The sequence below is a fragment of the Streptomyces ambofaciens ATCC 23877 genome, from assembly GCF_001267885.1.
Classification (GTDB): domain Bacteria; phylum Actinomycetota; class Actinomycetes; order Streptomycetales; family Streptomycetaceae; genus Streptomyces; species Streptomyces ambofaciens.
This window is the reverse complement of record NZ_CP012382.1, coordinates 1,319,742-1,342,486: the sequence shown is the minus strand read 5'-3', so window position 1 is coordinate 1,342,486 and position 22,745 is coordinate 1,319,742. Positions and strand designations below refer to the sequence as shown.

Genomic DNA, 22,745 nt, shown 5'->3' with positions numbered 1-22,745 from the left:
TCGCGGCAGCGTCTTCCCAGGTCAGCCTACGGATATCCCGGGCGCCGGACGAGCCCCCCGACCGGCGTCCCCCGCGTGGGCCGTCCGGAGGCCGCGCCACTCGCGGGGCGAGTGGCCGTAGAGACCGCGGAACGCGCGGCTGAAGTGGGCGGGGCTGACGAATCCCCACCGCCGGGCGACCGACGCCACGGTGGGCGCCGTCGTGCCGCCGCGTGCCAGTTCCCGGGCGCTCTCCTCCAGTCGGCGCCGCTGGATGAGCCGCCGCACGGTGACGCCCTCCTCCTCGAAGAGCCGGTGCAGGTAGCGCACGGAGATGTGGTGCGCGCGCGCGACCGACTGCGGGGACAGGGCGGGGTCCGGCAGGTGGTGGTCGATGTGCTCGCGGATGCACCGCACCAGCCGCTCGCGCCCGGTGTCCGGCCCCGGCAGGGCGTGTGCGGTCCGGTCGGCCACCAGCGTGGTGGCGAGGTCGACGACCGCGGCGGCCAGGTGGGCCGCGACGGCCGGCGGGCACGCCGGGGCCGAGGAGACCAGGGAGGCCAGGAAGGGCGCGAGCACGGCGGCCACGCCCCGCGACGCCGTGACGGCGCTGCCGGTGACCCGGCGGACCTGTTCGTCCGGCAGGAGCAGCGCACCACGGGGGAGGAGCACGAGACTGCACGCGAACCGCCCCGGATGGTCCACCGCGTACGGTCGGGACGTGTCGTAGAACATCAGGTCCCCCTCGTCCACGCTCGCGTGCCGGCCGTCCTGCATCAGGGTGGCCGTGCCGGACGTCAGCACGCCGATCACCAGGAACGCCTCCGAGGCACCGCGCGCGTGGGCGATGTGGGCCGAGGTGCGCGTCAGGCGCTGCGCGTCGCCCTCGACCGCGCACAGCCGCACGGCTCCCAGGGAGGCCGCGGTGATCCGGCCCCCGGGGGGACGGCCGTCGCGCCCGGTGACGTGTGACGGGACCAGGGCTCTGCTCACGGCCTCCTGCCAGTGGCCGAGCGGGTCGCGCTCAACGATCGACTCGGTCGTCGGCATCAGGACCACGCGCGTTCTCCTCTCCGTTCCCCGTGGTGATCAGCCAAGCGGGGCCGTCGGCTCGACGCCAGGCAGAAAGCAGGCAGAGTGCGCGTCGCCGCCAGCCGCCGACCGCCGGCAGCCCGGAGGGCGCTGGGAGAACAGGGCGGTGCACGCGGCGGCAAGCCGCCCGGCCCGCCGGGCACTACGGTCGAGGAGACGGCGGGGCGGCGGTGCCCGGATCGGCGTCGACACGGGCGAGTCGTTCCCTGGCGAGGGCGACCCGCCGAGGGTCGGCGTCCGGGCCGAGTCCGGCACACCGGTCGAAGGCCGCACGCGCCTCGGCCGGCCGACCGGCGCTCAGCAGGGCGTCGCCGAGCAGGGTGAGCTGACGGCTCTCCAGCGCGGTGTTGCCCCCGGACCGGCAGATGCCGACGGCGGTGCGCAGATGATCGACGGCCTCCTGCCACCGGCCCAGGCGTGCGTAGCAGCAACCGAGGCCCGAGTGCAGGCCGAGGCGGGTCATCGCGGCGGCGTGCGGCTCGACGCGGTCTTCGACCTCGGTCAGGTGGTCCAGGGTGCGCCGGTAGGAGACGAGAGCCTCCTCGGTGCGATTCTGTCCCTCCAGGACCAGGGCGTGGGTGTGCATGCTCTGGAGGCTCCCGAGCAGATCACCGGCGGCCCCGAACAGTTCGGCCGCCCGCCGGTTGTGGACGAGGGCGGCCTCGGACTCGCCGAGCAGACGGTACGCCCAGCCCTGGTACTGGTGGGCCCAGGCCTGCTGGGCCGGGTCCTCGGCGCGTTCGGCGGCGGCCAGGGCCCGGGCGGACAGGGGGAGGCTGTCGCGGGGTCGGCCCTCGCACAGCAGGACGGCCCAGGCGTGGTAGTTGAGCTGGGTCGCCTCCAGCAGCGGGTCGTCCAGCGCGCGGGCCGACCGGGCGGCGGTGGCGAAGACCTCCGGCCAGTGCCCCCAGAAGATCCACTGATCGGAGAACCAGTGCAGGGACTCGGCCACCTCCACCACGGTGGCGTGCTCACCGGCCTGTGCCGCGGCACGCAGGGCGGCGAGCCAGTTGGCGCCCTCGGCCTGCAGCCACTCGCGGGCGAGCGCGGCGCTGGAGAGGTCGACCGTCCCCTGCCAGGACGCGGGGGGAGCTCCGTGACCCGGCTCGTACCAGCGGCCCGCGACGACCGCCGTCTCCAGCAGCCAGCGGTACATCGCGGCGCGGGCGGCCTCGACGTCCTCGGCGCGCTCCTCCTCGGTCAGCCGGGTACGGGCGTACAGGCGCAGCAGGTCGTGCGGGCGGTACCGGTCCCCGTCCGTGCCGAGCAGCCCCGCCTCCACCAGCTCCTCCAGGGTGTCCTCGGCGTCGAAGAGCTCCTGGCCGGTCAGCCGGGCCGCGCAGGGGGCCCGGACGTCCGGGCCCGGGACCAGCGCGAGCCGCCGGAAGAGCCGGGCGGCGGTCGGGGTGAGCTGACGGTAGGACAGGTCGAAGGCGGTCGTCACGCGTACGTCACCGGCGGTCAGGGCGTCCAGGCGCCGTTCCTCGCGGGCGAGGCGGTCGGCGAGGCGGCGCACCGTCCAGCCGGTGCGGGTGGCCAGCCAGTTGCCCGCCACCCGCAGCGCCAGCGGCAGGTGTCCGCAGCGCCGGGTGACGTCGTCGACGGCCACCGGATCGGCGGCGGCCCGGTCCGATCCGACCAGGGCGGTCAGGAACGCGGCGGCCTCCTCGGGGCTCAGCTCCCCGAGGGGCAGCCGGCGGACGTCGTCCAGGCCGGTCAGCATGCGCCGACTGGTCACCAGCACCATCGTGGCGCCGGCACCCGGCAGCAGGGGGCGTACCTGGGCCTCGTCCCGGGCGTTGTCCAGCACCAGGAGGCAGCGCCGTTCGGCCAGCGCCCGCCGGTACAGGGCGGGGCGGTCCTGCGCACCCGCCTTCGCGAGGTCCCGGTCGGGAACTCCGAGGGCCTTCAGCACGCCGAGCGTCAGTTCGGCCGCGTCGGGCGGATCGTCGTCCGTTCCGCGCAGGTCCACCAGCAGCTGCCCGTCCGGGAAGCGCTCGGCGAGCCGGCGGGCGCCGTGCAGGGCGAGGGTCGTCTTCCCCGTGCCGGGCGGGCCGGACACGGCCACGACGACCGCGGTGCCGGCCGTCCCCCCGTCTGCCTCGGCTCCGCGCGCCACGGCCCGGTCCGCGAGCAGCGAGAGCCGGTCGAGTTCCGCCTCCCGGCCGACGAAGTCGTCGATGCCGCGCGGGAAGGCCCGTATCCCCGCCGGGCTGTAGACGGGGGTGCGTCCGGCGCGGGCCACGGCGAGCAGCCGGTCCCGGTCCGCGGGACCCAGCCCCAGGCCGTCGGCGATGGCCGCCACCGTGCGGCGCTGCGGAGCCGCCCGCCGCCCGCGTTCCAGGTCGCCGATGCCCCGTACGCTGACGCCCGACGCCTCGGCCAGGCCCTCGATGGTCAGGGACGCCGCCAGCCGCAGACTCCTCAGCAGCGGTCCGAAAGCCGCCTGCTCGTCGGTCGACCCCGTCCTCCAGGTCGGTGGCTCCGTCTCCTTCGGAGCGTGAGCGGCGGCGTCCGGTGCGGTGCCCGTCGTCACCGGTCGGCCCGTACCGGGTGCCTGCTCATGACCGAGACCCGGTTGAACGCGTTGATGGTGACCGCCACCCAGATCACCGCGGAGATCTGGTCGTCCGTCAGGTGCTCCCGGGCGGCGGCGTGGGCGGCGTCCCGCGCGGCGGTGTCGGCGGGCGCGGTGGTCGCCTCCGCCAGGGCGAGGGCGGCCCGCTCCACCGGGGTGAAGAGTTCGGTGTCCCGCCAGGCGGCCAGCACGGCCAGACGCCGCGGAGTCTCCCCGAGTCGCCGGGCGGCCCGGGTGTGCACGTCCAGGCAGTAGGCGCAGCCGTTGAGCTGGGAGACGCGCAGGTTGACGAGTTCGGCGAGGGTCCGGTCGAGACCCGCCTCGGCGGTGACGGCGCGGACCGCCTCGGCGGTCTGGACGAGGGCGCGGTACGCCGCCGGGCTCCGCTTGTCGATGTAGATCCGCGGGGCGGCGGATTCCTGGGCGGGAGTGGTCACCCGACGCTCCTTCGTGAGGCCGCGGCCGTCTATGATCACGGCATATTGTTGAAGTTGAAACTATCATGACGGGCGCAGGAGGCTGCCGATGAGCAACGTCGAGACGAACCCCGTCGCGGTGCGGTGCGGACCGGCCGCCGACGCGGGCCCGCCGGACACCGCCCCGCGCGTCGAGGTCCTCGCGCCGCGCGACGTTCCCCTGGGCGGCCCGCGCGCCATGACCGTGCGCCGCACCCTGCCCCAGCGCTCCCGGACCCTGATCGGGGCCTGGTGCTTCGCCGACCACTACGGTCCCGACGACGTGGCACGGACCGGCGGCATGGACGTCGCCCCGCATCCGCACACCGGGCTGCAGACGGTGAGCTGGCTGTTCAGCGGGGAGATCGAACACCGCGACAGCCTCGGCAGCCATGCCCACGTCCGGCCCGGCGAGCTGAACCTCATGACCGGCGGCCACGGCATCAGCCACACCGAGGTCTCCACCCCGCGGACCACCGTCCTGCACGGCGTGCAACTGTGGGTGGCGCTGCCGGGGGAGCACCGGAACGCCCCCCGGGACTTCCAGCACCACGTGCCGGAGCCCGTGTCCGTGGACGGCGCGGAGATCAGGGTGTTCCTGGGCTCCCTGGCCGGATCCACCTCGCCCGTGGCGACCTTCTCGCCCCTCCTCGGCGCGGAGATCGCGCTCGCACCGGGGGCCACGGTCACGCTCGACGTCGACCCCGCCTTCGAGCACGGCCTTCTGGTCGACCGGGGCGAGGTGGGCATGGCGGGCACCCCGCTGCGCCCGGCCGACCTCGGCTTCCTCGACGCCGGGAGCGACACCCTGACGCTCGTCAACGCGGCCGACACCCCGGCCCGGGCGGTCCTGATCGGAGGCACCCCCTTCGACGAGGAGATCGTGATGTGGTGGAACTTCATCGGCCGCAGCCACGAGGACATCGTCCGGGCGCGCACCGACTGGCAGAACGCCTCCGACCGCTTCGGCGCCGTCGAGGGATACCCCGGAGACCGGCTGCCCGCTCCCGCCCTGCCCAACGGGGCCCTGACCCCACGCGGCAACCCGCCGCGCCGCTGAGCCGAACCCACGAGAGGAACCCCGTGAACGAGCAGCCCTCCTCCGCACCCGCCGTCGAGCGGATCGACGACCGCCACCGCTACGTGATCCTGGTCGACGGCCGTCAGGCCGGCCTGACGGCCTACCGCGACCGCGGCGAGCAGCGCGTCTTCTTCCACACGGAGATCGACGACGCCTACGCCGGGCAGGGCCTGGCCGGACAGTTGGTCCGGCAGGCGCTCACCGACGTGCGCGCCCTGGGACTGCGCATCGTGCCCGTCTGCCCGTACGTCGCCAAGTACCTCACCAAGCACCACGACTTCGACGACATCACCGACCCCGTGACCCCCGAGGTCCGCACGTGGCTGGACGCCGAACTCGGACGCTGAGGACGCCGGCGACGGGCACCGGTGGTACAGGGACGGTGCACCGGCGGTCAATTCCGGACCGCACGCCCGCACTAGCGTGCCGTCGTGGCACCCGGGCATGGCACCAGTCACCGCCCGGGCCGCCCACCCGCCGGCACGGCCGACGGGGACCGAGAGCGACCAGGAGACTGAACATGCCGGACACCGTCGAGCCCGTCCAGCCGGTGCTGGAGCCCGCGGCCGCGGCCTTCGCCGAGGCGACCGCCCGCCCGCCGTACCTCTTCGAACTGCCGCCCTCCGAGGGCCGCAAGGCGGTCGACGAGGTGCAGTCGGGTGACATCGCGCTGCCCGCCGTCGACGAGGAATGGGTCACCGTCACCGGCGGTCCCACGGGCAGTGTCCGCGCCCGGATCGTCAGGCCGGCCGGTGCCGAGGGCACCCTCCCGGTGGTGCTGTACATCCACGGCGCCGGCTGGGTCTTCGGCAACGCCCACACGCACGACCGCCTGGTCCGCGAACTCGCGGTGGGCGCGCGGGCCGCCGTCGTCTTCCCCGAGTACGACCTCTCGCCCGAGGCGCGTTACCCGGTGGCGATCGAGCAGAACTACGCGGTCGCCCGCTGGATCGTCCAGGAGGGCGCGGCGTCGGCCCTGGACGGCTCGCGGCTGGCCGTGGCCGGTGACTCCGTCGGCGGCAACATGGCCGCCGCGCTGACCCTGATGGCCAAGGAACGCGGCGACGTCCCCCTGGTGCAGCAGGTGCTGTTCTACCCGGTCACCGACGCCGCCTTCGACACTGCCTCCTACCACCAGTTCGCCGAGGGCTACTTCCTGCGCCGCGACGGCATGCAGTGGTTCTGGGACCAGTACACGACCGACCCCGCCGAACGGGCGCGGATCACCGCCTCGCCGCTGCGCGCCACCACCGAGCAGCTGACCGGCCTGCCGCCGGCGCTCGTCGTCACCGCCGAGGCGGACGTGCTGCGCGACGAGGGGGAGGCGTACGCGAACAAGCTGCGCCAGGCAGGGGTCGCGGTGACCGCCGTGCGGTTCCAGGGCGTCATCCACGACTTCGTCATGCTGAACGCCCTGCGCGAGACCCACGGCGCCGGCGCCGCGATCGCCCTGGCCGCCCGCACCCTCCACGCGGCCCTGCACACCGCGCACGCCGACCCGCACACCGCCTGAAACGCCGGGAGACACAGCACCATGAGCGCCCCCATCCCCACCGTCGTCCTCGTCCACGGCGCGTTCGCCGACGCGGCGAGCTGGTCCGGGGTCAGCACCGCACTCCGGAGCGAGGGCATCCCCGTCCTGGCCCCGCCGAACCCGCTGCGCGGCCTGTCCCACGACGCCTCCTACCTCGCTTCCGTCATCGCTCAGATCGACGGTCCCGTGGTCCTGGCCGGGCACTCCTACGGCGGTGCGCTGATCACCGTGGCCGGCACCGCGGACAACGTCGTCGGCCTCGTCTACGTGGCCGCCTACGTACTGGAGGAGGGCGAGAGCCTCGGCGAGCTGCAGGGCCGTTTCCCGCTCTCCCCCCTGGTGAGCAACCTGAAGGAGTGGTCGTACCCCGGCCCCGGTGGAGAACCGGCCGTCGAGGTGACCATCCAGGAGTCCGCGTTCCCCGAAATCTTCGCCGCCGACGTCCCCGAGGACGTCACGCACACCCTCGCGGCGGCGCAGCGTCCGCTGGCCGCGGCGGCCTTCGAGGAGAAGGCGTCCGCCGCGGCCTGGAGGACCAGGCCGGCCTGGGCGGTCGTGGCCGGCGCGGACCGGGCGATCAACCCGCAGGTCGAGCGCTACGGCGCCGAGCGGGCCGGCGCGACCGTCGTCGAGATCGAGGGCGCGTCCCACGCCGTCGCCCTCTCCCGCCCGAAGGAGGTCGCCGAGCTGATCCGCGAGGCGGTACGCGCCACCCGCTGACCGCGGCCGTTTCCGTGACCCGTCCTCAGAACTTCGGCGTCGGCGCCTGGGCCTCGACCAGCTCCGCCGCCTCCTCGTCGGTCTGCACCGAGGGCGGGGAACCCTCCAGGGGCTGCTGTGCGGTCTCCTTCATGCAGGCCACCGCCACGACGCCGACCAGGGCCGCGGCCATCGCGTAGTAGGCGGGCATCATGTCGGAGCCGGTCACGCCGATCAGCGCCGTGATCACCAGCGGCGTCGTGCCGCCGAACAGGGACGCCGACAGGTTGTAGCCGACCGAGAGGGACCCGTAGCGCACGTTCGTCGGGAACATCGCGGGGAGCGCCGCCGACATGGTGCCGAGCAGGCACACCAGGGACAGGCCGAGCATCAGCATGCCGGCCGAGACGGCGAGCAGACTGCCGTCCTGCACCAGCACGAAGGCCGGCGCGGACAGGACGAAGAAGCCGATCATGCCGGTCATGAGCAGCGGCTTGCGGCCGAAGCGGTCGGACAGCCGGCCCACCTGGTTGATGATCAGCATCAGCAGCACCATGGTGGCCACCAGGATCATCAGACCGTGGCTCTCGCTGTAGTGCAGCTCGTCCGACAGGTACGTCGGCATGTACGACAGCAGCATGTAGTCGGTGATGTTGTACGCGCCGACGAGCGCGATGCACAGGACCAGCGCCCGCCAGTGCGTGCGGAAGATCTTCGCGAGGTCGCCCCGCGCGGTGGTCTCCACCGCGTTCGCCGCGTCCGAGACGTGGACGTTGGAGTCCTGCAGCTGCAGGAACGCGGGCGTGTCGTCCAGCTTCAGCCGCAGGTAGATGCCGACGATGCCGAGCGGCGCGGCGACCAGGAACGGGATGCGCCAGCCCCAGGCGTCCATGGTGTCGCTGCCGAGCCAGGCCGTCAGGGCGGTCACGAGGCTCGCGGCGCCGGTGTACCCGGCCAGCGTGCCCAGCTCCAGGAAGCTGCCGAAGAACCCGCGCCGCTTGTCGGGCGCGTACTCGGCGATGAAGGTGGAGGCGCCGCCGTACTCGCCGCCGGTCGAGAAGCCCTGGAGCAGACGGAACAGGATCAGCAGGACGGGAGCCCAGAAGCCGATGGAGGCGTAGCTGGGGATGAGCCCGATGGCGGCGGTGCCGATCGCCATGAGGATCATCGTCAGGGCCAGCACCTTCTTGCGGCCGATCTTGTCACCCATGGGGCCGAAGACCATGCCGCCGAGCGGCCGCACCAGGAACGCCACGGCGAACGTGGCGAACGAGGAGAGCAGCTGCGCCGTGTCACTTCCGGACGGGAAGAACACCCGGCCGATGGTGCCCGCCAGGTAGGCGTAGATGCCGAAGTCGAACCACTCCATGGCGTTGCCCAGCGAGGCGGCCTTCACGGCTCGCTTGACCGCGGCCTCGTCCGTGACGGTGATGTCCGACCGGCGCAGTCGCGGGTTCTGCCGACGTCTGATGGCCCGGAACAGGGCGGGGTGGCGGCGGATCGCCGCGGCGTCGGATTCCTGGCCGTTGTCGTTGGGGGACGTGGCGGCCTCCCTTTCCACGCAGAGACCCATGGCGGGGAAACTGCTCGGTCGTACGATTCTCAGGTCGTACCGTTCCCCCGATCATGCTGCGTATGGCCGTGACCTCGGTCATGTGGTTGGGCCGATGAGGTGAGCGGCCGCGCTGAGTAGGCTTCGCACATGCGGATCTCCGTCTCCTCCGACATGGACGAACCCGTGGCCCGCCTCCTCGTGGAGGAGCTGCGCGGACGCGGTCACGAGGTGCGCGCGCACGGCGCCCTGAGCCCGGGGGCCGACGCCCGGTGGGCGGTGTGCTCCGAGCGTGCGGCGCGCGAGGTCGCCGACGGCACGGCCGACCAGGCGGTGGTGTGCTGCTGGACCGGCACGGGCGCGTCCATCGCGGCGAACAAGGTGCCGGGCGTACGGGCGGCCCTGTGCACGGACGCCTACACGGCGGACGGTGCCCGCCGCTGGAACGACGCCAACGTCCTCGCCCTCAGCCTGCGCCTGACCTCGGGGCCGCTGCTGGGGGAGATCCTCGACGCCTGGTTCGCGGGGACGCCCAGCGAGGACGCCGAGGACCGGGACGGGGTGACGCGGGTGCGGCGGCTCGACGAGGGCCGAGCCGCTCCGTGACCTCCCCGGGCGCGCTTCTCAGGAGGTCAGCACCTTCTCCAGCGTCCCGAGCGCCCCCTCCAGCTCCGCACCGGTGACGGTCAGCGGCGGCGCCAGGCGGATCGTGGAGCCGTGGGTGTCCTTGACGAGGACGCCCTCGCGCATCAGGCGCTCGCTGACCTCACGCCCGGTCCCGAGCGCCGGGTCGACGTCGACGCCCGCCCACAGCCCGCGCGCGCGGAAACCGACGACACCCTTGCCGACCAGGGCGGCGAGCCCCTCGCGCAGCACCACGCCCAGCTCGGTCGCCCGCCGCTGGAACTCGCCCGTCTCCAGCAACTCGACCACCGCCGTGCCGACCGCGGCGGCCAGCGGATTGCCGCCGAACGTCGAGCCGTGCTCGCCCGGACGCAGCACACCGAGCACCTCCCGGCTGCCGACCACCGCCGACACCGGCACGATCCCGCCGCCCAGCGCCTTGCCGAGCAGCACCAGGTCCGGCACGACCGGCTCGTGCTCCACGGCGAGCGTGCGCCCCGTACGGCCGAGACCGGACTGGATCTCGTCCGCGATGAACAGGCACCCGGCTCGGCGGGTCAGCTCCCGTACGCCGGCCAGATAGCCGTCGTCCGGGATGTTCACCCCCGCCTCGCCCTGGATCGGCTCGATCAGCACGGCCGCCGTCGTCTCGTCGACCGCCGCCTCCATCGCCGCCAGGTCGTTGTACGGCACGACCCGGAAGCCGGGGGCGAAGGGGCCGAAGCCGGCGCGGGCCGTCTCGTCCGTGGAGAAGCCCACGATCGTCGTCGTACGGCCGTGGAAGTTGTCCGCCGCGACCACGATCGTCGCCCGGTCCCGCGGCACGCCCTTCACGTCGTAGGCCCACTTGCGGGCCACCTTGATGCCGCTCTCCACCGCCTCGGCGCCGGTGTTCATCGGCAGCACCATGTCCGTGCCGGTGAGCGCGGCCAGCCGCTCGGCGAAGGAGGCGAGCCGGTCGTTGTGGAAGGCCCGCGAGGTGAGGGTGAGCCGGTCCAGCTGGCGGTGGGCCGCCTCGACCAGCGCCGGGTGGCGGTGGCCGAAGTTGAGCGCCGAGTACCCCGCGAGCATGTCCAGGTAGCGGCGCCCCTCCACGTCCTCGACCCAGGCGCCCTCCGCGCGGGCCACGACGACCGGCAGCGGGTGGTAGTTGTGCGCGAGGACGGGCTCCTCGGCGCGGATGAGCTCCTCGGAGCCGCGGGTGCGGGCGGGTGCGGTCATGAGCGGATCTCCCGGATCTCCTGGGTGCAGCACTTGATGCCGCCACCGGCCTTGTGGAACTCGGACAGGTCGACGGGGACGGGGACGTAGCCGAGGACGGCCAGCCGATCGGCGAGTCCCCTGGCCCCGGGCGAGATGAACACGTGTCGTCCGTCGGAGACGGAATTGAGCCCGAAGGCCAGGGCGTCCTCGCGGGTCGCGATCACCGCGTCCGGGTAGAGCCGCTCCAGCACCTCACGGCTGCCGGGCGAGAAGGCCCCGGGGTAGTAGGCGACGTTCCCCGCCGTGCCGGGGGTCCCCCCGCTTCCGTCGTCGAGCACGAACAGCGCCGTGTCCAGGTGGTAGAAGTACGGGTCCACCAGCGTCAGCGAGATCACCGGCACACCGAAGTACTCCTGCGCCTCGCGGTGCGCCTCACGCGTGGTGCGAAACCCGGTGCCGGCCAGGATCCAGCGGCCGGCCGGAACCAGGTCGCCCTCGCCCTCGCAGACCGCCTCGGACGGGTGCACCTCGAAGCCCTCGGTCTTGAACCACGCCGCGTACGGCACGGACTCGGGACGGCGCTCGGGAGCGTGGAAGCGGGAGCCGAACACCCGGCCCTCCACGACGACCGCGGAGTTCGCGGCGAAGACCATGTCGGGCAGCCCCGACACCGGCTGGACGGTGTGTACGGTGTGGCCGTGCGCGCGGTAGGCGTCGACCAGTGACTGCCACTGGTCCAGGGCGCGGATGACGTCGACGGGCCGGCCGGTGCTCATCCACGGGTTGATCGCGTACTGCACGGCGAAGTGTCTGGGTTCGCAGACCAGGAAGCGCCGCCGACGCGGCACACGGGAGTCGGGCACAGAGGGGTACCTCCGTTCCTCACGGTGTGTGACGAGGGGTTGACACCACGGTAGGAAGCGACGAGGCCGCCCGACAAGCGCGGAAAGCTGCGTGTCCCCGCAGCAATGCTGCGTTGTCGCACCGGTCAGCGCATGTCCGCTGCGTCCTCCGTGGCGGGCAGGCCCGCGCCGGCCTCCGGACTGTCCGGGATCAGGTGGGACAGCACCATCACACTGATCGTCTTCCGGATGAACGGCTCGGCGCGGATCCGCTCCAGGACCTCCTCGAAGTGCTCCACGTCCCGCGCCCGCACATGCAGCAGGGCGTCCGCGCCCCCGGTCACCGTCATCGCCGCCGTGATCTCCGGATAGCCGCGCGCCACCTCCGCCAGCCGCCGCGGCGGCGCCGCGCCCTCGCAGTACACCTCCACGTACGCCTCGGTCCGCCAGCCCAGCGCGGAGGGCCGTACCGTCGCGGTGAAGCCGGTGATCACGCCGGTCTCGCGCAGCCGGTCCACCCGGCGCTTGACCGCCGTCGAGGACAGTCCGACCGCGGCGCCGATCTCGGCGAAGGACGTCCTGGCGTTCGCCGTCAGAGCGGTGACGATCTTCCGGTCGAGTTCGTCGAACGGGGTGGGCCTGCTGTTCATGCGGGCACTGTATCCAGCGGATACGTCCCTGTCGGGCCCGTGTTCAGGCGTACGGATCGCCCCTACACTCCAGCCTCATGCTGCGCGCCCTGGCTGTCGACGACGAACGCCCCACGCTCGAGGAACTCGTGTACCTGCTGAACGCCGACCCCCGCATCGGTACGGCGGAGGGCGCGGGCGACGCGACCGAGGCGCTGCGCCGCATCAACCGAGCGCTGGAGTCGGGCCCCGACGGGCCGGACGCCATCGACGTCGTCTTCCTCGACATCCAGATGCCCGGCCTCGACGGGCTGGACCTCGCCCGGCTGCTGACCGGCTTCGCCCGGCCGCCGCTGGTCGTCTTCGTCACCGCGCACGAGGACTTCGCCGTGCAGGCCTTCGACCTCAAGGCCGTCGACTACGTCCTCAAGCCCGTCCGCCGGGAACGGCTCGCCGAGGCGGTCCGCCGCGCCGCCGAACGCCGAGGCACCGCGCCCCCCGCCCCCCGCGTGCCCGTGCACGAGCCCGACCCCGACCACATCACCGTGGAACTGGGGGGCGTCACCCGCTTCGTCCCCGTCGAGGACATCACCCACGTCGAGGCCCAGGGCGACTACGCCCGCCTGCACACCGGCCGGGGCAGCCACCTCGTCCGCATCCCCCTGTCCACCCTGGAGGAGCGCTGGCGCGCCCGCGGCTTCGTCCGCATCCACCGCCGCCACCTCGTCGCCCTGCGCCACATCGGCGAGCTCCGCCTGGACGCGGGGAGCGTCAGCGTCCTGGTCGGCACCGAGGAGCTCCAGGTCAGCCGACGCCACGCCCGCGAACTGCGGGACCTGCTCATGCGGAGGCCGTGACCGTGCCCCAGGACCCGACCGAACGCCGCGTCACCGTCACCGGCCCGCCCAGGCGCAGCAGGCCCGCCTCCGGCTACTACCGGCCGCGCACCGAGATCGACGAGCAGACCACCCTCGGGCACACCTACGTCCGCTCCCTCATGCGCAGCCAGCTGCGCGCCGGTCTCGCCGCCTTCGCGGTCCTCGGGCTCCTCGTCGGCCCGCTGCCCCTGCTGTTCGCGGCGATGCCGGACGCCCACCTCCTGGAATGGGCCGTCCTCGGCTTCGGCCTGTACGCCCCGCTCGTCCTCCTCGCCCGCTGGTACGTCCGCCGCGCCGAGCGCAACGAACGCGACTTCGTGCGCCTCGTCGAGGACCGATGACCCTCTCCCCCGAGGAACCGTGAACAGCACCTACGCCATACCGGCCGTCGCGCTGGTCGTCGTCTCGACCGTCCTCGTCGGCGCCTTCGGCCTGCGCATCTCCCGCACCACCTCGGACTTCTACGTCGCCTCCCGCACCGTCGGCCCCCGCCTCAACGCCGCCGCCATCAGCGGCGAGTACCTCTCGGCCGCGTCCTTCCTCGGCATCGCCGGCCTGGTCCTCGTCCAGGGCCCCGACATGCTCTGGTACCCCGTCGGCTACACCGCCGGCTACCTGGTCCTGCTGCTCTTCGTCGCCGCCCCGCTGCGCCGCTCCGGCGCCTACACGCTGCCCGACTTCGCCGAGGCCCGCCTCGCCTCCCAGGGCGTACGACGCCTCGCGGGCGCCTTCGTCGTCGGCGTCGGCTGGCTGTACCTGCTGCCCCAGCTCCAGGGCGCCGGACTGACCCTGACCGTGCTCAGCGACGCGCCCGACTGGCTCGGCGGGGTGATCGTCGCCGTCGTCGTGACCGCCATCGTCGCCGCCGGCGGCATGCGCAGCATCACCTTCGTCCAGGCCTTCCAGTACTGGCTCAAACTCACCGCCCTGCTCGTCCCCGCCCTCTTCCTCGTCCTGGCCTGGCAGGACGACGGCGCCCCCGGCCGCCCCTTCGAGGAACCGGCCACCTTCCGCGAGCAGCGCTCCGTCCGCGTCGAGGACGGCCTCACGCTCAAACTCGACGAACCGCTGACCGTCACCGTGGACGGCACCGTCGACGGCCGCGCCCACGACGGCACCCGGACCGTCCTGCCCACCGGCACCCACCGCATCGAGGCCGGCACCCGCCTCACCTTCGCCCGGGGCACCTCGGTCCCGGCCGCCGGACGCGGCGCCGACGACGCCCTGTCGCCCTCCCGGGCGGAGAGCCGCACGGAACGCCCGCTGTACGCCACGTACGGCCTGATCCTCGCCACCTTCCTGGGCACCATGGGCCTGCCGCACGTCGTGGTCCGCTTCTACACCAGCCCGCACGGCGTCGCCGCCCGCCGCACCACCGTCGCCGTCCTCGGCCTGATCGGCGCCTTCTACCTGCTGCCGCCCGTCTACGGCGCCCTCGGCCGCCTGTACGCCCCGGAGCTCACCCTCACCGGCGATGCCGACGCCGCCGTCCTGCTGCTGCCCGACCGGATGATCGGGGGAGTGGGCGGCGACCTGCTCGGGGCGCTGGTCGCGGGCGGCGCCTTCGCCGCGTTCCTGTCCACCGCGTCGGGGCTGACCATGGCCGTCGCGGGCGTCCTCACCCAGGACGTGCTGCCGTCCCGCGCCGTCCGGCACTTCCGGCTCGGCACCGTCCTCGCCATGGCCGTGCCGCTGGCGGCGAGCGCCCTGGTCGGCGGGCTTCCGGTGGCCGACGCGGTGGGTCTCGCCTTCGCCGTGTCCGCCTCGTCGTTCTGCCCGCTGCTCGTCCTCGGCATCTGGTGGCGGCGGCTCACCCCGCCCGGCGCGGCGGCCGGAATGCTGGTGGGCGGCGGCTCCGCGCTGCTCGCGGTCGCCGCCACCATGGGCGGCTTCCCCGGCGGCGGCGGAGCGCTGCACGCGCTGCTGGCCTGGCCGGCGCTGTGGTCGGTGCCGCTGGGCTTCCTCACGATGGTGCTGGTGTCCCTGGCCACCCCGGGCCGGGTGCCGGCCGGGACGGCGGCGATCCTGGCCCGTTTCCACCTGCCGGAAGAGCTGCACGCCGACGAACTGCGCAAGGAGGCGACCCCGTGAGCGGCTCCGTGAGCGGTTTCCTGGCGGGCCTGGCCGTCGCCGTGCTCCCCCTGCTGGCCGCGGGCTTCTGGCTGGGCCGGCGCACGGCCCGCCCGCGGCACCTCGGCGGACTCGGCACCCCGGTCGAGCACGCCACCTTCCAGACCCTGCACACCGCCTCCCTGGCCACGCCCCCGCTGCGGGCCGGTCTCACCGAGGAGACAGCCGGCAAGTCGGCCCGCAAACTGCGCTCCCTGCTCGGCACGGACGCGCTGTGCCTGACCGACCTCAAGGACGTGCTGGTCTGGGACGGCGTCGGGGCCCACCACCGGGCCGAGATCATGGAGCGCCTCGCGGGCCCGCTGGAGACCGGCCGCGGGGAGGCCTTCCCGCTCACCTGCGACACCCCCGACTGCTCGGTGCGCTGGGCGGTGGTCGCCCCGCTCACCGTCGACGACCGGGTGCACGGCGCCCTGGTCGCCTGCGCGCCCCGCGAGTCGGCCGTCCTGGTCCGGGCCGCCGGCGAGGTCGCCCGCTGGGTCTCCGTCCAGCTGGAACTGGCCGACCTCGACCAGTCCCGCACCCGGCTCATCGAGGCCGAGATCAAGGCGCTGCGGGCCCAGATCTCCCCGCACTTCATCTTCAACTCGCTCGCGGTGATCGCGTCCTTCGTCCGCACCGACCCCGAGCGCGCCCGCGAGCTGCTGCTGGAGTTCGCCGACTTCACCCGCTACTCGTTCCGCCGGCACGGCGACTTCACCACCCTCGCCGACGAGCTGCACGCCATCGACCACTACCTGGCGCTGGTGCGGGCCCGTTTCGGCGACCGTCTCGCCGTCACCCTCCAGATCGCGCCCGAGGTGCTGCCGGTCGCCCTGCCCTTCCTGTGCCTGCAGCCCCTCGTCGAGAACGCCGTCAAACACGGCCTCGAGGGCAAGTCCGACCGCTGCCGCATCCAGATCACCGCGCAGGACGCGGGCGCGGAGGCCCTGGTCGTCATCGAGGACGACGGCGCCGGAATGGACCCCGGGCTGCTGCGCCGCATCCTCGCGCGCGAGGTCAGCCCGTCGGGCGGCATCGGGCTGTCCAACGTCGACGACCGGCTCCGCCAGGTCTACGGAGACGACCACGGGCTCGTCATCGAGACGGCCGTCGGCGCGGGCATGAGGATCACCGTCCGGCTGCCGAAGTACCAGCCGGGCGTGCACTCGGCGGGCCGGCTCGGCCGCGAGTGAGTCGTCCTGCGCCCCGGGCGGGGCTCAGGCGCTGCGGGTGGCCACCATCCCGAGCGTGATCAGGCCCAGCACCACCCAGCCGAACCACAGCCAGCCGTTGCTCCCGAGCGCCACCGTGTAGGCGGTCACCGCGACCAGGCCGCCGATGGTGAGCGCCCCCATCGTCTTCGTCGAACTGTCCGTGGAACCGGGCATCGCAACACCCTCCTCATGGGTCCGATCCCCTCCATGGTGCCCCGTTTCGCCTCCGCACGGTGCGGACGGCGAGAAGTGAGCCGGATTTCCCCGCGCCCAGGACCGGCGGAGGCACCTTCCGCGCACCCGCCGCGGGCACCTAGAGGGACGTGACGCCAGGGGCCGACCGGGTGAATCCGCGCACCCGCGCTCAGCCGCCGCGTGCGTTCAGTGAGGCCAGGTAGGCGTTGTACGCCTCGAGCTCCTTGTCGCCGTTGCGGTCGGCGGCGCGGTCGGTGCGCCGGGCCTGCCGTTCCTCCGAGGCGTACCACTGGAACAGCAGCGCGAGCAGCACCAGCACGGAGGGCACCTCGCTGAAGGCCCAGGCGATGCCACCGGCCGCGTTCTGGTCCGAGAGCGCGTCGATGCCGAGCGAAGCGGGCGGGTTCCTGAACGTCTCGACCATCGGCGAGGACGCCATCATCAGCGCGATGCCGAAGAACGCGTGGAACGGCATGCCCGCGAACAGCTCCAGCATCCGCATCAGGTAGCCCGGCCGGTGCGGGCCCGGGTCCACGCCCATGATCGGCCAGAAGAACACCACTCCCACGGCGAGGAAGTGCACCATCATCGCGATGTGCCCGGCCTGGGAGCCCATCAGGAAGTCGAAGAGGGGGGTGAAGTACAGCGCGTACAGGCTCGCGATGAACAGGGGGATGGTGAAGGCGGGATGGGTGATGATCCGCATGTAGCGGCTGTGCAGCAGCATCAGCAGCAGCTCGCGCAGGCCCTTGCGGCCACGACCGGCCGTCGGCAGCGCGCGCAGGGCCAGCGTGATCGGAGCACCGAGCAGCAGCAGGATCGGGGACACCATGCTGATGATCATGTGCTGCACCATGTGCACGCTGAACATGACCATGCCGTAGTCGTTGAGCTTGGTGCACATCATCAGCCCGACGCTCAGCACACCGGTCACGAAGGACACGGTGCGCCCCACCGGCCACTTGTCGCCGCGCCGGGTCAGCCGGAGGACGCCCCAGCCGTACAGCGCGAGCCCCAGGAGGCAGGCGACGAGGAAGAAGGGGTCCGCCGACCACGCGAGACCTCGCCCCAGCGTGAACGGCGGCAGATCCATCGTCATGCCGTGCCCGCTGTGATCCATCCGCCGGCTCCTGTTTCGTGGGGGTTGAGCGCGGTTGAGCGCCGTCTGTCCGAAGCAAGAGTAGAACCGCCCCCGGCCACTGATGTGACCGGGGGCGGTGTCGACGTACTACCGCGTTCTCACAGAACGCACTCCGCCTCCGCGTACCGCGCGTCCGGCACCGTCTTCAGCGACTCGACCGCGTCGGCGAGCGGCACCATCCTGATGTCCGTCCCGCGCAGAGCCGTCATCATCCCGAACTCGCCGCGGTGCACGGCCTCCACCGCGTGCCAGCCGAACCGCGTGGCCAGCACCCGGTCGTAGGCCGTCGGCGTCCCGCCGCGCTGGACGTGCCCGAGGATCACCGGCCGGGCCTCCTTGCCGAGCCGCTCCTCCAGCTCGATCGAGAGCTGGCGGGCGATCCCGGCGAAGCGCTCGTGGCCGTAGACGTCCTTGCCGCCCTCGTCGAAGTCCATGCTGCCGGCCTTCGGCTTGGCGCCCTCCGCGGCCACCACGATCGCGAACCGCTTGCCCGCCGAGAAGCGCTCGCCGACCTTGGCGGTCAGCTCCTCGATGTCGAAGGGCCGCTCCGGGACGACGACGGCGTGGGCGCCCGCGGCCATCCCCGAGTGCAGCGCGATCCAGCCGGTGTGACGTCCCATGACCTCGACGATCAGCACCCGCTGGTGGGACTCGGCGGTGGTCTTCAGCCGGTCCAGGGCCTCGGTGGCGACGGTGACGGCCGTGTCGAAGCCGAACGTGACGTCCGTGACCGCTATGTCGTTGTCGATGGTCTTCGGCACGCCCACGATCGGCAGACCGTTGTCGGACAGCAGCCGGGCCGCCTTCAGCGTGCCCTCGCCGCCGATCGGGATGATCGCGTCGAGGCCGAGCTCCTCGACGTGCCCCCGGGCGCGCTCCACGCCGTCCCGCAGATGCTCGGGACGGACCCGGGAGGAGCCGAGGATGGTGCCGCCGCGGGCCAGGATGCCGCCGACCGCGTCCAGGTCGAGCTTGAGGTAGTCGCACTCCAGGAGGCCCTTCCAGCCGTCCCGGAAGCCGATGACCTCGTCGCCGTGGTCGACGACGGCGCGGTGCACGACGGACCGGATGACGGCGTTCAGGCCGGGGCAGTCGCCGCCGGACGTGAGGACACCAATGCGCATAGCCCGAAATACCTTCTCAACGTGGCACGGGTCCGGACCGCGCTGTCCGGCTCGATCCCCGCCACCCTAGCGGCATCGGGGGGCGAGACCGAACCGTGCGTCCGCCTACTGGACGTGCCCGCTCACCTGTGCGGATGACACATCAGACGGGCCGGCCGCACGGGCATCCACGCGGGCTGCTGCGCAGCGGTGCCTCGGGCTGCTGCGCAGCGGTGCCTACGCAGGCTGCTGCGCAGCCGCGATGCGCTCGTTGCGGAGCGCCTCGTACCAGCGGTCGTCGGTCGGCGGCAGCGCGTTCACGTCGAGGGCCAGCTTCAGCAGCAGGTCCGCGATCAGCGGGTTGCGGGCCAGCACCGGGCCGTGCATGTACGTACCGAAGACGGTGTCGTTGTACGCGCCCTCCGTGCCGTCCCCCGTGCCGTTGCCGTTGCCGAAACGGACCTGGGCGAGCGGCCGGGCACCGGGGCCCAGATGGGTGACGCCCTGGTGGTTCTCGAAGCCGGTCAGCGGGGGCAGACCGAGGCGCGGGTCGATGTCGCCGAGGACGTCGCCGACACACCGCGCGCCCTCACCGCGCGTGGAGACCACGTCGAGCAGGCCGAGGCCCGGCTCGCGCTGACCCAGGTCGTTGATGAACTCGTGACCCAGGATCTGGTAGCCGGCGCAGACGGAGAAGACGATCGCGCCGTTCGCCACCGCCCGGTGCAGACCGCCGTCGCGGCGCAGCCGCTCGGCCGCCAGCCGCTGCGGCCGGTCCTCGCCGCCGCCGATCAGGTAGATGTCGCCGGAGGTCGGGATCGGCTGGTCGCTGCGCACGTCGAGCCGGGCCACGTCGAGGCCGCGCTGGCGGGCCCGGCGCTCCACGACGAGGGCGTTGCCCTGGTCGCCGTAGGTGCTGAGGAGGTCCGGGTAGATCCAGACGATCCGCAGTTGGTTGTCGCTCACGAAAGTCCCCTGAAGTCTCGCGGTCAGTTGCCGACGCGGCGGCGCAGGTCCTGGAAGGCGGTGTAGTTGGCGATGACCTCGATCCGGCCGGGCGGGCACAGCTGGATCGCCTGGTCGAGGTTCTCGCACACCTGGAACTGCTGGTTCGCGACCTCCAGACGCACCGCGAGGTCCAGCTTCCGGTCGCCGATCACGCAGATCGGGTGGCCGGACAGCCGGGTGTAGTCCACGTCCCACAGCCAGGAGGTGTCGGTGCCGTCGGCGCCGCGCGCGTTCACCGAGAGGATCACCGGGGTCGGCGGCGGGTCGATCAGGGAGAAGGTCTCCAGCCAGCCCGCCGGGTTCTTGGCGAGCAGCAGACGCAGGTCGCGGCCCTGGAACTGCACGACGTCGTAGCGCCCGGCGACCGCCTGCACCTGGTACATCCGCTCCAGCGCGACCTGCGGCGGCACCCCGAAGACGGCGGCGACGGCGGCCGAGGAGGCGGCGTTGGCCTTGTTGGCGCGGCCCGGCAGCTGGAGGTGGATGGGCCAGGCGGAGCCGTGCGGGTCGAGGACGTGGTCGCCGGACAGGGCCCAGCTCGGCGTGGGACGCCGGAAGCCGCACTCGCCGCAGAACCAGTCGTCGCCCGGACGCTGCATCACACCGCCGCAGGACGGGCAGGACCAGGCGTCGTCCTTCCACATCTGCCCGGCGGCGACCCAGATGACGTTGGGGGAGGAGGACGCGGCCCACACCACCAGCGGGTCGTCGGCGTTGGCGACGATCACGGCCTTCGAACCGGCCAGGCCCTCGCGCCAGTTCTCGGCGAGCATCCGGGTCTCGGCGGCGCGGTCGAGCTGGTCGCGGGAGAGGTTGAGCAGCGCGATGCACTTGGGGTCGGTGTCCCGGGCGACACCCGCGAGGTACTTCTCGTCGACCTCGATGACGCCGAACCGGGCGTCCGAACCGCCCGCGAGCGCCGAGGTGATGCCGGCCGGCATGTTGGCGCCGAGCGCGTTGGACACGACCGGCCCGGCCGCCTTGAGCGCCTCGGCGATGAGCCGGGTGGTGGTGGTCTTGCCGTTGGTGGCCGAGACCAGCGTCACATCCAGGTGCTGGGCGAGCCGGGCCAGGAGGTCGGGATCGAGTCGCAGCGCGACCTTGCCGCCGATCACCGAACCGCTGCCGCGCCCCGCGGCGCGCGAAGCCGCCGCGACCGCTTTGCCCGCGGTCACGGCGATCTTGGCCCGGGGCGTGAGCGGGTCCGAGTTGCCTGCCATCAGTTCTCGATCCTCCTTGCGTACGCGCCGCGCCTGAAGCCTGACGGCCACGTGGTGTGGACCTCAGCCTATCGAGATCCGTTCGCACTCCCGAATCGCGGCACCGGCCACGGGTTCCGACGGTGGGCGCGAGCCGCCGGGGGACACAGGGACCTTACTCTTGCCGCCATGCGACACGGCTCCATCCCGGGCGTCCACGGGCGCGTCCGGCCCCTCAGAATCCTCGGCGACCCCGTCCTGCACGCCCCCTGCGAGGAGGTGACGGACTTCGGTCCGGAACTCGCGGCGCTCGTGGAGGACTTGTTCGCGACCATGTACGCCGCCCACGGAGTGGGTCTGGCCGCGAACCAGATCGGCGAGCCGGTCCGCGTCTTCGTGTACGACTGCCCGGACGACGAGGACGAGCGCCACCTCGGCCACGTGGTGAACCCCCGGCTCGTCGAGACCGGCGGGGTGGTGGTGCGCGGGGCGGAGGGCTGTCTGTCGCTGCCGGGGCTGGAGGCCGGTACGGAACGCCACGACGAGGCGGTCGTGACGGGCTTCACGGTGACCGGGGAGCCGGTCACCGTGCGCGGGACGGGGTTCTTCGCCCGGTGCCTCCAGCACGAGTGCGACCACCTGGAGGGCGGCATCTACGTCGACCGCCTCACGGGGTGGCGCAGACGCAAGGTGCTCCGTCGGGCCGCCCGGGCGTCCTGGAGCGGCCGGACCGTCCCGGCGGGCGCCCCCGGGCCCCCGGAGGCCGGGCCCGCCCGCCCTCACCCCGGCCGCTGACCGTCCCGGCGGCCGTCCGCGGGACCTCAGAAGCCGGGCCCGCCCACCTTGTCCCCGGCCGCGGCCAGCCGGCCCCACAGCAGGTCGGCGAGGCTGCGCACCAACTCGGCCCGGGAACAGGGCCGTTCGCCCAGCCACCAGTCGCCGGCCGCGTGCATCATGCCGACGATGCCGTGCCCCCACACGCGGGACAGCTGCCGGCTGTCCGGTCCCATGTCGAGGCGCTCCTCGATGACCGTGCCCAGTTCCTCGCCCATGCGGCGCAGCAGCGGCGCCGAGTGCTTGCCGACGTCGAAACCCTGCTCGGCCTGGTCGCCCGGCGCGGTGGCTCCCTCCGCCGGATGCATCAGGAAGCGGTACACCTGCGGGCGTGCCTCGATGGCCGCCAGATAGGTGTCCAGCGTGGCCTCGACGCGGTCACGGCGGTCCGCCGGGGCGTCCAGGGCGGCCCGCAGCGAGGCGAGGAGGGCGTCCGTGTGCCGCTGCGCGAGGGCGGCGTAGAGTCCGCCCTTGTCGCCGAAGTGGCGGTAGAGGATCGGCTTGGTGATTCCGGCCTCGGCGGCGATGGCGTTCATCGAGGCCTGCGGGCCGTCGCGCAGCACCACCCGGTCGGCGGCCTCCAGCAGCTCGCGCCGTCTGCGGTCGGCGGACCGCTGCTGATCGGTCCGCTGCGTGGTGTTCATGTGCTCTCCCCACCCGTGCTGGTTCGGTGACGCCTGCGCAAACTAACACCCACGGGACGCCGGACATCGAACGGGAGGGCGACGGGTTCCGGGGAGTTGACTTTTCCTACCCGCCGGTAACAGACTCGTGTTACCGCAAGTAACATGCA

The 22,745-nt window shown here is 73.0% G+C and carries 23 protein-coding genes; 10 read left to right on the top strand and 13 right to left on the bottom strand.

The features are described from left to right. Window positions 1-21: 21 nt before the first annotated feature. The 3 genes from SAM23877_RS05975 to SAM23877_RS05965 form a co-directional block, all read right to left on the bottom strand. Window positions 22-1,029: an AraC-like ligand-binding domain-containing protein gene (locus SAM23877_RS05975; protein ID WP_244903058.1), complete on the bottom strand. Its 1,008-nt coding sequence runs from the start codon at window positions 1,027-1,029 to the stop codon at window positions 22-24. A 184-nt stretch (window positions 1,030-1,213) separates the two neighbouring features. Continuing rightward, entirely contained in the window at window positions 1,214-3,607 is a 2,394-nt protein-coding gene (locus SAM23877_RS05970; RefSeq protein WP_079030043.1) for an ATP-binding protein, read from the bottom strand. Continuing rightward, window positions 3,604-4,086: a carboxymuconolactone decarboxylase family protein gene (locus tag SAM23877_RS05965; protein ID WP_053127615.1), complete on the bottom strand. Its 483-nt coding sequence runs from the start codon at window positions 4,084-4,086 to the stop codon at window positions 3,604-3,606. The genes SAM23877_RS05970 and SAM23877_RS05965 overlap by 4 nt, the downstream gene beginning before the upstream one ends. Window positions 4,087-4,174: 88 nt before the next feature. Here SAM23877_RS05965 and SAM23877_RS05960 point away from each other — a divergent pair, with 88 nt between their 5' ends. The 4 genes from SAM23877_RS05960 to SAM23877_RS05945 all read left to right on the top strand — a co-directional run bounded on the left by SAM23877_RS05960 (window position 4,175) and on the right by SAM23877_RS05945 (window position 7,439). Next, a complete protein-coding gene (locus SAM23877_RS05960; RefSeq protein WP_053127613.1) occupies window positions 4,175-5,164 on the top strand; it encodes a pirin family protein in 990 nt (329 codons plus the stop codon). 23 nt (window positions 5,165-5,187) lie between these two features. Continuing rightward, on the top strand, window positions 5,188-5,532 hold the full coding sequence (locus SAM23877_RS05955; RefSeq protein ID WP_053127611.1) for a GNAT family N-acetyltransferase: 345 nt from the start codon (window positions 5,188-5,190) through the stop codon (window positions 5,530-5,532). A gap of 173 nt (window positions 5,533-5,705) precedes the next feature. Next, window positions 5,706-6,698, top strand: a complete 993-nt coding sequence (locus SAM23877_RS05950) for an alpha/beta hydrolase (protein ID WP_053127609.1) — start codon at window positions 5,706-5,708, stop codon at window positions 6,696-6,698. A 21-nt stretch (window positions 6,699-6,719) separates the two neighbouring features. Then, on the top strand, window positions 6,720-7,439 hold the full coding sequence (locus SAM23877_RS05945) for an alpha/beta fold hydrolase (RefSeq protein ID WP_053127607.1): 720 nt from the start codon (window positions 6,720-6,722) through the stop codon (window positions 7,437-7,439). 25 nt (window positions 7,440-7,464) lie between these two features. Here the strand turns inward: SAM23877_RS05945 and proP are convergent, their stop codons facing one another. After that, the gene (gene proP / locus SAM23877_RS05940; protein WP_235614522.1) at window positions 7,465-8,991 is read right to left on the bottom strand and encodes a glycine betaine/L-proline transporter ProP; all 1,527 of its coding nucleotides are present in this window, start codon (window positions 8,989-8,991) and stop codon (window positions 7,465-7,467) included. Window positions 8,992-9,120: 129 nt separating this feature from the next. On the opposite strand from proP, the gene SAM23877_RS05935 reads away from it, so the two are divergent. Next, on the top strand, window positions 9,121-9,576 hold the full coding sequence (locus SAM23877_RS05935) for an RpiB/LacA/LacB family sugar-phosphate isomerase (protein ID WP_053127605.1): 456 nt from the start codon (window positions 9,121-9,123) through the stop codon (window positions 9,574-9,576). Between the two features lie 18 nt (window positions 9,577-9,594). Here SAM23877_RS05935 and rocD read toward each other — a convergent pair whose 3' ends face one another. The 3 genes from rocD to SAM23877_RS05920 all read right to left on the bottom strand — a co-directional run bounded on the left by rocD (window position 9,595) and on the right by SAM23877_RS05920 (window position 12,289). After that, window positions 9,595-10,815, bottom strand: coding sequence for an ornithine--oxo-acid transaminase (gene rocD / locus SAM23877_RS05930; protein WP_053127601.1), 1,221 nt, complete (start codon window positions 10,813-10,815; stop codon window positions 9,595-9,597). Further along, window positions 10,812-11,660 (bottom strand): dimethylargininase, encoded by an 849-nt coding sequence (ddaH, locus tag SAM23877_RS05925; RefSeq protein ID WP_053127599.1) that lies wholly within the window; start codon window positions 11,658-11,660, stop codon window positions 10,812-10,814. Before ddaH ends, rocD begins: the two co-directional genes overlap by 4 nt. Window positions 11,661-11,785: 125 nt before the next feature. Next, a complete protein-coding gene (locus tag SAM23877_RS05920; protein ID WP_053127597.1) occupies window positions 11,786-12,289 on the bottom strand; it encodes an Lrp/AsnC family transcriptional regulator in 504 nt (167 codons plus the stop codon). A 77-nt stretch (window positions 12,290-12,366) separates the two neighbouring features. Between SAM23877_RS05920 and SAM23877_RS05915 the strand changes: the two genes are divergently transcribed. The 4 genes from SAM23877_RS05915 to SAM23877_RS05900 are packed head-to-tail and all read left to right on the top strand — an operon-like array spanning window position 12,367 to window position 16,451. Beyond that, window positions 12,367-13,125 (top strand): LytR/AlgR family response regulator transcription factor, encoded by a 759-nt coding sequence (locus tag SAM23877_RS05915; protein WP_053127594.1) that lies wholly within the window; start codon window positions 12,367-12,369, stop codon window positions 13,123-13,125. 2 nt (window positions 13,126-13,127) lie between these two features. After that, the gene (locus SAM23877_RS05910) at window positions 13,128-13,487 is read left to right on the top strand and encodes a hypothetical protein (protein WP_053142204.1); all 360 of its coding nucleotides are present in this window, start codon (window positions 13,128-13,130) and stop codon (window positions 13,485-13,487) included. A gap of 19 nt (window positions 13,488-13,506) precedes the next feature. Beyond that, complete coding sequence (locus tag SAM23877_RS05905; RefSeq protein WP_053127592.1) at window positions 13,507-15,237, top strand: sodium/solute symporter; 1,731 nt, start codon at window positions 13,507-13,509, stop codon at window positions 15,235-15,237. An 8-nt stretch (window positions 15,238-15,245) separates the two neighbouring features. Continuing rightward, on the top strand, window positions 15,246-16,451 hold the full coding sequence (locus SAM23877_RS05900) for a sensor histidine kinase (protein ID WP_053142202.1): 1,206 nt from the start codon (window positions 15,246-15,248) through the stop codon (window positions 16,449-16,451). 24 nt (window positions 16,452-16,475) lie between these two features. On the opposite strand, the gene SAM23877_RS40165 is transcribed toward SAM23877_RS05900, so the two are convergent. From SAM23877_RS40165 to SAM23877_RS05880, 5 genes are all read right to left on the bottom strand, one after another. After that, window positions 16,476-16,646: a hypothetical protein gene (locus tag SAM23877_RS40165; RefSeq protein WP_107291848.1), complete on the bottom strand. Its 171-nt coding sequence runs from the start codon at window positions 16,644-16,646 to the stop codon at window positions 16,476-16,478. Window positions 16,647-16,836: 190 nt separating this feature from the next. Further along, a complete protein-coding gene (locus SAM23877_RS05895; protein ID WP_053127590.1) occupies window positions 16,837-17,787 on the bottom strand; it encodes a cytochrome c oxidase assembly protein in 951 nt (316 codons plus the stop codon). Between the two features lie 119 nt (window positions 17,788-17,906). Next, window positions 17,907-18,932 carry a 6-phosphofructokinase gene (locus tag SAM23877_RS05890; RefSeq protein WP_053127589.1) on the bottom strand — a complete coding sequence of 342 codons (1,026 nt, stop codon included), beginning with the start codon at window positions 18,930-18,932 and terminating at the stop codon, window positions 17,907-17,909. A gap of 216 nt (window positions 18,933-19,148) precedes the next feature. Beyond that, complete coding sequence (locus tag SAM23877_RS05885) at window positions 19,149-19,877, bottom strand: type 1 glutamine amidotransferase (RefSeq protein ID WP_053127587.1); 729 nt, start codon at window positions 19,875-19,877, stop codon at window positions 19,149-19,151. Window positions 19,878-19,900: 23 nt separating this feature from the next. Next, window positions 19,901-21,139 (bottom strand): MurT ligase domain-containing protein, encoded by a 1,239-nt coding sequence (locus SAM23877_RS05880; RefSeq protein ID WP_053127586.1) that lies wholly within the window; start codon window positions 21,137-21,139, stop codon window positions 19,901-19,903. 168 nt (window positions 21,140-21,307) lie between these two features. Here SAM23877_RS05880 and def point away from each other — a divergent pair, with 168 nt between their 5' ends. Then, complete coding sequence (gene def / locus SAM23877_RS05875; protein ID WP_235614521.1) at window positions 21,308-21,913, top strand: peptide deformylase; 606 nt, start codon at window positions 21,308-21,310, stop codon at window positions 21,911-21,913. 26 nt (window positions 21,914-21,939) lie between these two features. Here the strand turns inward: def and SAM23877_RS05870 are convergent, their stop codons facing one another. Beyond that, complete coding sequence (locus tag SAM23877_RS05870) at window positions 21,940-22,596, bottom strand: TetR/AcrR family transcriptional regulator (protein ID WP_053127583.1); 657 nt, start codon at window positions 22,594-22,596, stop codon at window positions 21,940-21,942. Window positions 22,597-22,745: the final 149 nt, after the last annotated feature.

Bases quoted from the DNA above. Each gene is read 5' to 3' on its own strand.
- SAM23877_RS05975 (WP_244903058.1), bottom strand. From the start codon at position 1,029: ATGCCGACGACCGAGTCGATCGTTGAGCGCGACCCGCTCGGCCACTGG.
- SAM23877_RS05960 (WP_053127613.1), top strand. From the start codon at position 4,175: ATGAGCAACGTCGAGACGAACCCCGTCGCGGTGCGGTGCGGACCGGCC.
- SAM23877_RS05950 (WP_053127609.1), top strand. From the start codon at position 5,706: ATGCCGGACACCGTCGAGCCCGTCCAGCCGGTGCTGGAGCCCGCGGCC.
- SAM23877_RS05945 (WP_053127607.1), top strand. From the start codon at position 6,720: ATGAGCGCCCCCATCCCCACCGTCGTCCTCGTCCACGGCGCGTTCGCC.
- proP (WP_235614522.1), bottom strand. From the start codon at position 8,991: ATGGGTCTCTGCGTGGAAAGGGAGGCCGCCACGTCCCCCAACGACAAC.
- SAM23877_RS05935 (WP_053127605.1), top strand. From the start codon at position 9,121: ATGCGGATCTCCGTCTCCTCCGACATGGACGAACCCGTGGCCCGCCTC.
- rocD (WP_053127601.1), bottom strand. From the start codon at position 10,815: ATGACCGCACCCGCCCGCACCCGCGGCTCCGAGGAGCTCATCCGCGCC.
- SAM23877_RS05920 (WP_053127597.1), bottom strand. From the start codon at position 12,289: ATGAACAGCAGGCCCACCCCGTTCGACGAACTCGACCGGAAGATCGTC.
- SAM23877_RS05915 (WP_053127594.1), top strand. From the start codon at position 12,367: ATGCTGCGCGCCCTGGCTGTCGACGACGAACGCCCCACGCTCGAGGAA.
- SAM23877_RS40165 (WP_107291848.1), bottom strand. From the start codon at position 16,646: ATGCCCGGTTCCACGGACAGTTCGACGAAGACGATGGGGGCGCTCACC.
- SAM23877_RS05895 (WP_053127590.1), bottom strand. From the start codon at position 17,787: ATGGATCACAGCGGGCACGGCATGACGATGGATCTGCCGCCGTTCACG.
- SAM23877_RS05890 (WP_053127589.1), bottom strand. From the start codon at position 18,932: ATGCGCATTGGTGTCCTCACGTCCGGCGGCGACTGCCCCGGCCTGAAC.
- SAM23877_RS05880 (WP_053127586.1), bottom strand. From the start codon at position 21,139: ATGGCAGGCAACTCGGACCCGCTCACGCCCCGGGCCAAGATCGCCGTG.
- def (WP_235614521.1), top strand. From the start codon at position 21,308: ATGCGACACGGCTCCATCCCGGGCGTCCACGGGCGCGTCCGGCCCCTC.
- SAM23877_RS05870 (WP_053127583.1), bottom strand. From the start codon at position 22,596: ATGAACACCACGCAGCGGACCGATCAGCAGCGGTCCGCCGACCGCAGA.